This window comes from Comamonas sp. MYb69, assembly GCF_037479315.1.
Lineage (GTDB): Bacteria > Pseudomonadota > Gammaproteobacteria > Burkholderiales > Burkholderiaceae_C > Comamonas.
The window spans coordinates 421,703-430,570 of the sequence record NZ_JBBGZG010000004.1; the positions used below are offsets into that span (position 1 = coordinate 421,703).

At 60.8% G+C, this 8,868-nt stretch carries 8 protein-coding genes; all 8 read left to right on the top strand.

The window, feature by feature from the left end; translation table 11 throughout:
- Window positions 1–5: 5 nt before the first annotated feature.
- The 8 genes from der to WH303_RS08265 all read left to right on the top strand — a co-directional run bounded on the left by der (window position 6) and on the right by WH303_RS08265 (window position 8,597).
- Window positions 6–1,346: a ribosome biogenesis GTPase Der gene (der, locus tag WH303_RS08230; protein ID WP_182345464.1), complete on the top strand. Its 1,341-nt coding sequence runs from the start codon at window positions 6–8 to the stop codon at window positions 1,344–1,346.
- Window positions 1,347–1,475: 129 nt separating this feature from the next.
- Window positions 1,476–1,727 (top strand): RNA chaperone Hfq, encoded by a 252-nt coding sequence (hfq, locus tag WH303_RS08235; protein ID WP_021027521.1) that lies wholly within the window; start codon window positions 1,476–1,478, stop codon window positions 1,725–1,727.
- A 98-nt stretch (window positions 1,728–1,825) separates the two neighbouring features.
- The gene (gene hflX, locus WH303_RS08240) at window positions 1,826–2,983 is read left to right on the top strand and encodes a GTPase HflX (protein ID WP_339517913.1); all 1,158 of its coding nucleotides are present in this window, start codon (window positions 1,826–1,828) and stop codon (window positions 2,981–2,983) included.
- A 58-nt stretch (window positions 2,984–3,041) separates the two neighbouring features.
- Window positions 3,042–4,406 carry an FtsH protease activity modulator HflK gene (gene hflK, locus WH303_RS08245; RefSeq protein ID WP_312990063.1) on the top strand — a complete coding sequence of 455 codons (1,365 nt, stop codon included), beginning with the start codon at window positions 3,042–3,044 and terminating at the stop codon, window positions 4,404–4,406.
- Between the two features lie 9 nt (window positions 4,407–4,415).
- Complete coding sequence (gene hflC / locus WH303_RS08250) at window positions 4,416–5,300, top strand: protease modulator HflC (RefSeq protein WP_021027524.1); 885 nt, start codon at window positions 4,416–4,418, stop codon at window positions 5,298–5,300.
- Between the two features lie 188 nt (window positions 5,301–5,488).
- Window positions 5,489–6,637 carry an ATP phosphoribosyltransferase regulatory subunit gene (locus WH303_RS08255; protein WP_021027525.1) on the top strand — a complete coding sequence of 383 codons (1,149 nt, stop codon included), beginning with the start codon at window positions 5,489–5,491 and terminating at the stop codon, window positions 6,635–6,637.
- 29 nt (window positions 6,638–6,666) lie between these two features.
- Window positions 6,667–8,040 carry an adenylosuccinate synthase gene (locus WH303_RS08260; RefSeq protein ID WP_021027526.1) on the top strand — a complete coding sequence of 458 codons (1,374 nt, stop codon included), beginning with the start codon at window positions 6,667–6,669 and terminating at the stop codon, window positions 8,038–8,040.
- A gap of 32 nt (window positions 8,041–8,072) precedes the next feature.
- Window positions 8,073–8,597 (top strand): phosphoribosyltransferase, encoded by a 525-nt coding sequence (locus tag WH303_RS08265; protein ID WP_021027527.1) that lies wholly within the window; start codon window positions 8,073–8,075, stop codon window positions 8,595–8,597.
- The last annotated feature ends 271 nt before the right edge of the window (window positions 8,598–8,868 follow it).

An 8,868-nucleotide genomic window follows, 5' to 3' on the forward strand; every position in this document is an offset into this window, starting at 1 on the left:
CAGGAATGAAGCCAGTTATTGCTTTGGTGGGGCGCCCCAATGTGGGCAAATCCACCTTGTTCAACCGCATGACAAAGTCGCGCGACGCCATCGTTGCCGACTTTGCCGGGTTGACGCGTGATCGCCATTACGGCCAAGGCCGTCAGGGCAAGCACGAATACATCGTGATCGATACCGGTGGTTTCGAGCCCGATGCGACCAGTGGCATTTTCAAGGAAATGGCCAAGCAGACCCGCCAGGCCGTGGCCGAGGCGGATGTGGTGCTGTTCGTGGTTGATGTACGCCTGGGCCTGTCGGCCCAGGACCATGAGATTGCCGGCTACCTGCGCCGCCTGGGCAAGCCCGCCATGCTGGTGGGCAACAAGGCGGAGGGCATGAAGGACGGCGGCCAGTTGGCTGAGTTCTATGAGCTCGGTCTGGGCGAGGTGTTCCCGGTTTCGGCCGCGCACGGCCAGGGCATCCGCACCATGATCGACATGGCGCTGGAGAAATTGCCGTGGCTCAACCAGGACGAAGACGCAGAGCCCGAAGAAGATGAGAGCGTCATCAAGCTGGCCGTGGCAGGGCGCCCGAATGTGGGCAAGTCCACCTTGATCAATACCTGGCTGGGTGAAGAGCGCCTGGTGGCCTTTGACATGGCCGGTACCACGCGCGATGCGATTGCGGTGCCGTTCGAGAAGAATGGCCAGAAGTTCCAGCTGATCGACACCGCCGGTTTGCGCCGCAAGGGCCGCGTGTTCGAGGCGATCGAAAAGTTCTCGGTGGTCAAGACCTTGCAGGCCATTGAAGGGGCCAACGTGGTGCTGCTGCTGCTCGATGCCACGCAAGGCGTGACCGACCAGGACGCCCACATCGCCGGCTACATTCTGGAGAGCGGTCGCGCCGTGGTGCTGGCCGTCAACAAGTGGGATGCGCTTGACGACTATGGCCGCCAGATGCTGGAGCGCTCGATCGAGCTGCGCCTGTCCTTCCTGAAGTTTGCACCGCTGCACTTCATCTCGGCCAAGAAGCGCCAGGGCCTCGGCCCGCTGTGGACCTCGATGACCCAGGCGCACAAGTCGGCCCTGTGCAAGATGCCAACGCCGGTGCTCACGCGCGTGCTGCTGGAGTCGGTGCAATACCAGACGCCCAAGAAGATCGGGCCTTACCGCCCCAAGCTGCGCTATGCGCACCAGGGTGGCATGAACCCGCCGGTGATTGTGATCCACGGCAATTCGCTCGAACACATCACCGATGCGTACAAGCGATTCCTGGAAGGGCGTTTCCGCAAGGAATTTAATTTGATCGGCACCCCCTTGCGGATTGAATTCAAGACCTCACATAACCCTTACGCTGACAAAGATTGATAGCGTACAAGTGAGATGAGGTCTGATCCACAGACCCATCACATGGAAAAAACCATTTATCGTTCAGTTAGGATGCCACTGTGGTAAGGTGGCGTTTTACAACAACACTGTCCGAACACGGAGAATATCGTGAGCAACAAAGGCCAACTTCTGCAAGATCCCTTCCTCAACGCTCTGCGCCGCGAGCATGTGCCAGTGTCCATCTATTTGGTCAACGGCATCAAGCTCCAAGGCCAGATCGAATCTTTTGACCAGTACGTTGTGCTGCTGCGCAACACCGTCACCCAGATGGTGTACAAGCATGCGATCTCGACCATTGTCCCCGGTCGTGCCGTGAACTTCTCGGCACCTGACTCGCAAGACAACGAAGCCGCAGCCTAACGCTTTTGATAGCACAACACTCGCGCAATCCGCGGGTGAGCAGCTCTACATCATTGAGTAATCAACAAAATTCCAACGACAAAAAATCCACCCCGGTCATGCTGATCGGGGTGGATTTTGGTTTTCCGCACTTCGATTCCGAGCTCGAAGAGCTGGGACTGCTGGCCCAAACGGCTGGCCTGAACCCGGTCGCGCGCCTGGTGTGCAAGCGCAAGGTGCCCGACGCGGCGCTGTTTGTGGGCAGCGGCAAGGCCGATGAGATCCGCCTGGTGGCGCAGACCCATGGTGCCACCGAGATCCTGTTTGACCAGGCGCTCAGCCCGGCCCAGCAGCGCAATCTGGAGCGCCATCTGCAGATGCCGGTCAACGACCGGACCTTGCTGATCCTCGAGATCTTTGCGCAGCGCGCACGCAGCCATGAGGGCAAGCTCCAGGTCGAACTGGCCAAGCTGCAGTACCTCAGCACGCGCCTGGTGCGCCGCTGGTCGCACTTGGAGCGCCAGCGCGGCGGTATCGGCACGCGTGGCGGCCCGGGTGAGACGCAGATCGAGCTGGACAAGCGCATGATCAACGATGCGATCAAGCGCACCAAGGACCGGCTGCTCAAGGTCAAGAAGCAGCGCGCCACGCAGCGCCGCCAGCGCCAGCGCAACGACACTTTCAACGTGTCCTTGGTGGGTTACACCAATGCCGGCAAATCGACCTTCTTCAACGCCGTGGTCAAGGCCCGCGCCTATGCAGCCGATCAGCTGTTTGCGACCTTGGACACGACGACGCGGCAGATGTACCTGGAGTCCGCACAGCGCTCCATCTCCATCTCCGACACGGTCGGTTTTATTCGTGACCTGCCCCACGGGCTGGTCAATGCTTTCGAGGCAACCCTACAAGAAGCGGTCGATGCAGATCTGCTGCTGCATGTGGTCGATGCCTCCAACCCTGCCCACCCGGAACAAATACAACAAGTCCAAAAGGTTCTTCGGGAAATTGGGGCAGAAAACGTGCCGCAGGTTCTGGTATTCAATAAACTGGATGCCATTGAGCCAGACCGGCGGCCACCAGCGCTTGCAGACAGCTATGAGCTCGATGGGGTGCAGGTTCCACGATTCTTTGTCAGCGCAGCCAAGGGGCAGGGGCTGGAGGCCGTGCGCGAGCACCTGGCCCAGGCCCTGGTCGCTCGCCAGGCAGCGCTCGATGCGGGTGATGCCTGGGAGATAGCCCCAGACGCTGATGACGAATTGCTGGGAAATGCCTCCTAGGGCTGCCACAATGGCTGCTTGCATGCGCTTGTAACGCTGATTCATAGAGACATCGCTAATGAAACTTCATTCACGTTTTCCGCGCCTGGCCTTGCTGCCGCAAGGCCTGCGCGGAATGTTTAACCTGAACGATCCCCGCTGGGGGCGGGGCGACGATGGCAAGGACGACAGCAGCAATGCAGGTCAAGAGCCATCTCGCCCGCCCTACAACCCGCCCGAGCAGAACAACCGGCCCAACGCGCAGCGCCCCGGCACCAGCGGTGCCCCGGATCTGGACGAGCTGTGGCAGGACCTGAACAAAAAGCTCGGTGGTTTGTTCGGTGGCGGTAAAGGCGGCGGCACGGGCCGCGGCAGTGCAGGGCAGCCGCCCGAGTTCAAGGGCGCAGGCGTTGGCCTGGGCCTGATCGTCGGCGTTGCCGCACTGATCTGGATGGGCACCGGCTTTTTCATCGTGCAAGAAGGCCAGCAAGCGGTCATCACGCAGTTCGGCAAGTACCACAAGACCGTCAATGCCGGTATCAACTGGCGCCTGCCATACCCGATCCAGCGCCATGAGCTGGTCTACGTCTCGCAGATCCGCTCTGCCGATGTGGGCCGCGACAGCATCATCAAGACCACTGGTCTGCGCGAATCGGCGATGCTGACCGAAGACGAGAACATCGTCGAGATCAAGTTCGCCGTGCAGTACCGCCTGAGCGATGCGCGTGCCTGGCTGTTCGAGAGCAAGGCGCCGGCAGACACCGTGATCCAGGTGGCCGAAACCGCCGTGCGTGAGGTGGTGGGCAAGATGAAGATGGATGCCGCACTGGCCGAAGAGCGCGACCAGATTGCGCCTCGCGTGCGTGAGCTGATGCAGGTGATCCTGGATCGCTACAAGATCGGTGTCGAGGTCGTGGGCGTCAATCTGCAGCAGGGCGGCGTGCGCCCGCCCGAGCAGGTGCAGGCGGCATTTGACGACGTGCTCAAGGCCGGGCAGGAGCGTGAGCGCACCAAGAACCAGGCCGAAGCCTATGCCAACGATGTGGTGCCCCGCGCCACCGGTACGGCATCGCGCCTGATGGAAGAAGCTGCCGCTTACAAGGCCCGTATCGTGGCGCAGGCCCAGGGTGATGCCCAGCGCTTCTCGTCGATCTACACCGAGTACCAAAAGGCGCCGGTGGTCACACGTGACCGCCTGTACCTGGAAACCATGCAACAGGTCTACAGCAATGTGACCAAGGTGGTGGTCGACTCCAAGCAAGGCTCCAACCTGCTGTACCTGCCGCTGGACAAGATCATGCAGCAGACCCAGGGCGGCGCTGCGGCAGGCGATGCTGCTGCCAGCTCGAACGCGTCCACGACCAGCGCACCGGCTCCCGCACCATCGGTGCCCGATGCCCGTGCCCGTGATACCAGCCGTACCCGTGACCGCGAGTCGCGCTAGGAGTGATTTGTGAATCGAATGGGATTTTTAGCTTCAACCGTCCTGGTGGTGCTGGCCTTGCTCAGCTCCACCGTGTTTGTTGTCGATCAGCGGCAGTTTGGCATCAAGTATGCGCTCGGCCAGATCAAGGAAGTCATCACGGAGCCGGGCTTGAACTTCAAGCTGCCGCCGCCGCTGCAGAATGTGACCTACTTGGACAAGCGCCTGCTGACCTTGGACAGCACCGACACCGAATCCATGCTGACTGCCGAGAAGCAGCGCGTGGTGATTGACTGGTATGTGCGCTGGCGCATCACCGATCCTTCGGCCTATATCCGCAATGTGGGTACGACTGAAGGCCAGGGCGCGATCCAGCTCAACCGCGTGGTGCGCAATGCCTTCCAGGAGGAAGTCAACCGCCGTACCGTGCAGGACATGATCTCTGGCAAGCGCGAGCAGACCATGGCCGACGTCAAGCGCGAAGTGCTCGAAGCGGTCAAGGGCAGCAAGCCTTGGGGTATCGACATTGTGGACGTGCGCATCACACGCGTTGACTATGTGGAGGCCATCACCGAATCGGTCTATAGCCGTATGGAAGCCGAGCGCAAGCGCGTGGCCAATGAGCTGCGTTCGACCGGTGGTGCCGTGGGTGAAAAGATCCGCGCCGATGCCGATCGCCAGCGTGAAGTGACGGTGGCCAATGCCTACCGTGACGCCCAGGCGCTCAAGGGTGAGGGCGATGCCGAAGCGGCCAAGGTCTATGCCGATGCCTTTGGCAAAGACCCGCAGTTCGCGCAGTTCTACCGCAGCCTGGAGGCCTACAAGTCCAGCTTCAACAAGAAGTCGGACGTGATCGTGGTCGATCCATCGTCCTCGGATTTCTTCAAGGGCTATCGCTCGTCCGGCACCAAGTAAGCCCGGCCCAGCGCTCCACCAAGCCACTTTGCATACGCAAAGTGGCTTTTTTCATTGGGGTTTCTTATAGCATCGCTAGGCGCTGGGCTCTGTAATGGCCGCAAAGGCGCAGTGCCGAGAGCAGGAAATGCGGATCGCCCACTGTCATCCCTGTAGAATCACGTTTTTAACAGCCCTCCCAATTCCCCATGTCTGCTTGGATCCTTCCGGATCACATTGCCGATGTGCTGCCTTCTGAAGCGCGACACATCGAAGAGCTTCGGCGTGGCCTGCTCGACACGGCTTGTGCTTACGGCTACGAACTGGTGATGCCCCCGCTGCTGGAGCATCTGGACTCGCTGCTCTCCGGCTCCGGTGAAGCGCTGGACCTGCTGACCTTCAAGCTGGTGGACCAGCTCTCCGGTCGCACCCTGGGCATCCGCCCTGACACCACCCAACAAGTTGCTCGCATCGATGCCCATTTGCTCAACCGCAAGGGTGTGACGCGTCTGTGCTACTGCGGGCCGGTGCTGCATGCCAAGCCCGATCGCCCCCATGCGACGCGCGAGCCCTTGCAGTTTGGCGCTGAAATCTACGGCCATGCCGGGGTGGAGGCGGATGTGGAGGTGATCGCGCTGGCGACCGCGTCGCTGCGCGTGGCCCAGCTGCATGATTTCTCGGTGGACCTGGCCGATGTGCGCATCGTTCAGCGCCTGCTGGCGGGCTTGCTGGTGGATCTGCCCACCCTGCGCCGCGTGCATGCGGCGCTGGCGGTCAAGGATGCCTCCGAGCTCGCTGCGCTGACCCGTGATTTTCCGCAGGCCCAGCGCGATGGACTGCGTGCCTTGCTCAACCTGTATGGCGATGTGGAGGTGCTGGCCGAGGCTGAAAAGGCCCTGGCAGCCATCCCGGGTGTGGCACCGATTCTGGCGGACCTGCGCCAACTGGCCAGCCGCATCGACAGCCCGGCTGTGACGTTTGACCTGGCCGATCTGCGCGGCTACTCCTACTACAGCGGCATGCGCTTTGCGATCTATGCGCAAGGCGTGACCGATGCGCTGGTACGTGGCGGCCGCTACGACGAGGTGGGTGCCGCTTTTGGCCGCAGCCGTCCTGCCGTTGGTTTCAGTCTGGATATCAAGCAGCTGGTGCCGGTGGTCGAGCCGCGTCCCCTCAAGGCTGCCATTCGCGCGCCCTGGGTGGACCGCCACGATATGCGCGAGGTCATCGCCCGCCTGCGCCAGACCGGTGAAACCGTGGTCTGCGCCTTGCCTGGGCATGACGATGAAGTCGACGAATTCAATTGTGACCGCGAACTGGCCGAAGTCGATGGCCAGTGGATCGTGCGCAGCATTTAACCGTATTTTGTTCTTGGATGGGAAAAGACATGGCTATCTCCAAAGGTCGCAACGTTGTTGTGGTTGGCACTCAATGGGGTGACGAAGGCAAGGGTAAGTTGGTCGATTGGCTGACGGAGAGCGCACAAGGTGTGGTGCGCTTCCAGGGTGGCCACAATGCCGGCCACACCTTGGTCATCAATGGCGTGAAGACGGCACTGCATCTGATCCCCAGCGGCATCATGCGCCCCGGCGTCAAGTGCTACATCGGCAATGGTGTGGTGCTGTCCGTGGGCAAGCTGTTCGAAGAAATCGAAGGCCTGGAGAAGGCCGGCGTTCAGGTGCGTGATCGCCTGCGCGTGTCTGAAGCCTGCCCGCTGATCCTGCCTTTCCACCAGGCGCTGGATCTGGCCCGTGAAGCGGCCCGTGAACAAGGCGGCGTGCAAAAGATCGGCACCACCGGCAAGGGCATCGGCCCTGCCTATGAAGACAAGATTGCCCGCCGTGCACTGCGCGTGCAAGACCTCAAGCACCCCGAGCGTTTTGCCACCAAGCTGCGCGAGCTGCTGAGCCTGCACAACCACATCCTGGTGAGCGTGCTCGGTTCGCAGAAGTTCGACTTCGGCCCGCAACTGGCTCCCTACATGAAGAATGGCGAGATCCAGTTCGACGCCGTCTACAACGAAGCCATGCAACACGCCGAGCTGATCAAGCCGATGATTGCCGATGTCTCGTCCGAGCTGAACCAGGTGCATGCCGAAGGCGGCAACCTGCTGTTTGAAGGCGCGCAAGGCTCGCTGCTGGATGTGGACCACGGCACCTACCCCTATGTGACCTCGTCCAACTGCGTGGCTGGCAATGCGGCTGCCGGTGCGGGCGTGGGCCCAGGCCTGCTGCACTATGTGCTGGGTATTACCAAGGCATACTGCACCCGCGTCGGTGGTGGTCCCTTCCCGACCGAGCTGGAATGGCAAAAGGAAGGCACGCCAGGCTGGGTGATGAGCACCGTGGGCGCAGAGAAGGGCGTCACCACCGGTCGCTATCGCCGCTGCGGCTGGTTTGATGCGGCCTTGCTCAAGCGCTCGGCCCAGATCAACGGCCTGTCCGGTCTGTGCATCACCAAGCTGGATGTGCTCGACGGCATCGAAGAGCTGCAGCTGTGCGTGGGCTATGAGCTCGATGGCGAGCGCATCGACCTGCTGCCACTGGGCGCAGACGACATCGAGCGTTGCAAGCCCATCTACGAAGCAATCCCCGGTTGGACCGACACCACCGTGGGTGTGACCGAATACGACAAGCTGCCCGTCAATGCGCGCCGTTACCTGGACCGTATTGCCGAAGTCACCGGTGTGCCCATCGCCGTTGTCTCGACCAGCCCGGATCGCGACCATACGATCCTGATGCACAACCCCTACCAGGCCTAAGCCCTGGTTGCTACTTTTGATTGAGGAAACCCATGCTTACTGAAGACGGCAAGCACTTGTATGTCAGCTACGACGAGTACCATGGCCTGATTGAAAAACTGGCCATCAAGATTCACCAATCGGGCTGGGAGTTCGACACCATCTTGTGTCTGGCTCGCGGCGGTATGCGTCCTGGCGACATCCTGAGCCGTATTTTTGACAAGCCCCTGGCCATCATGTCGACCAGCTCCTACCGCGCCGAGGCCGGTACGCAGCAGGGTCACCTGGATATCGCGCGCTTCATCACCACCCCCAAGGGTGAGATCGCTGGCCGCGTGCTGCTGGTTGATGACCTGGCGGACTCGGGTCACACGCTCAATGCCGTGATCAACATGCTCAAGAACAACTACGCGCCCATCACGGAGCTGCGCAGTGCGGTGATCTGGACCAAGGGTGTTTCCACCTTCACGCCCGATTACTCGGTGGAGTTCCTGGCGACCAACCCCTGGATCCACCAGCCGTTCGAGGGCTACGACAGCCTGCGTCCAGAGAAGCTGCTGGAGAAGTGGAAGGTCTGATCGGCCACTGCAGTTGAAAAAAATTGCAATTTCATGAAAAGCTGTCGGTAAACGCCTATACAATAGCGTCTATCGACAGCACGATGCCTTGCAAAGCTGCCAGACTCGAAAGAGGGCGGTTCGCAAGGTTTGTTTTTTTGAGGTGCTGACAAGGGGGCTGGCGGAAACGCTGAAAACTCTGTCAAACAGTTCAAAAAGCTGTGCTACAATACAAGGCTTCGCTGATCGCGGCGGAGTGGATCTAGGGGCTCAGGCTCTTGGGTTAGGTCTT

Bases quoted from the DNA above. Each gene is read 5' to 3' on its own strand.
- hflX (WP_339517913.1), top strand. From the start codon at position 1,826: ATGCTGATCGGGGTGGATTTTGGTTTTCCGCACTTCGATTCCGAGCTC.
- WH303_RS08255 (WP_021027525.1), top strand. From the start codon at position 5,489: ATGTCTGCTTGGATCCTTCCGGATCACATTGCCGATGTGCTGCCTTCT.
- hflK (WP_312990063.1), top strand. From the start codon at position 3,042: ATGAAACTTCATTCACGTTTTCCGCGCCTGGCCTTGCTGCCGCAAGGC.
- WH303_RS08265 (WP_021027527.1), top strand. From the start codon at position 8,073: ATGCTTACTGAAGACGGCAAGCACTTGTATGTCAGCTACGACGAGTAC.
- der (WP_182345464.1), top strand. From the start codon at position 6: ATGAAGCCAGTTATTGCTTTGGTGGGGCGCCCCAATGTGGGCAAATCC.
- WH303_RS08260 (WP_021027526.1), top strand. From the start codon at position 6,667: ATGGCTATCTCCAAAGGTCGCAACGTTGTTGTGGTTGGCACTCAATGG.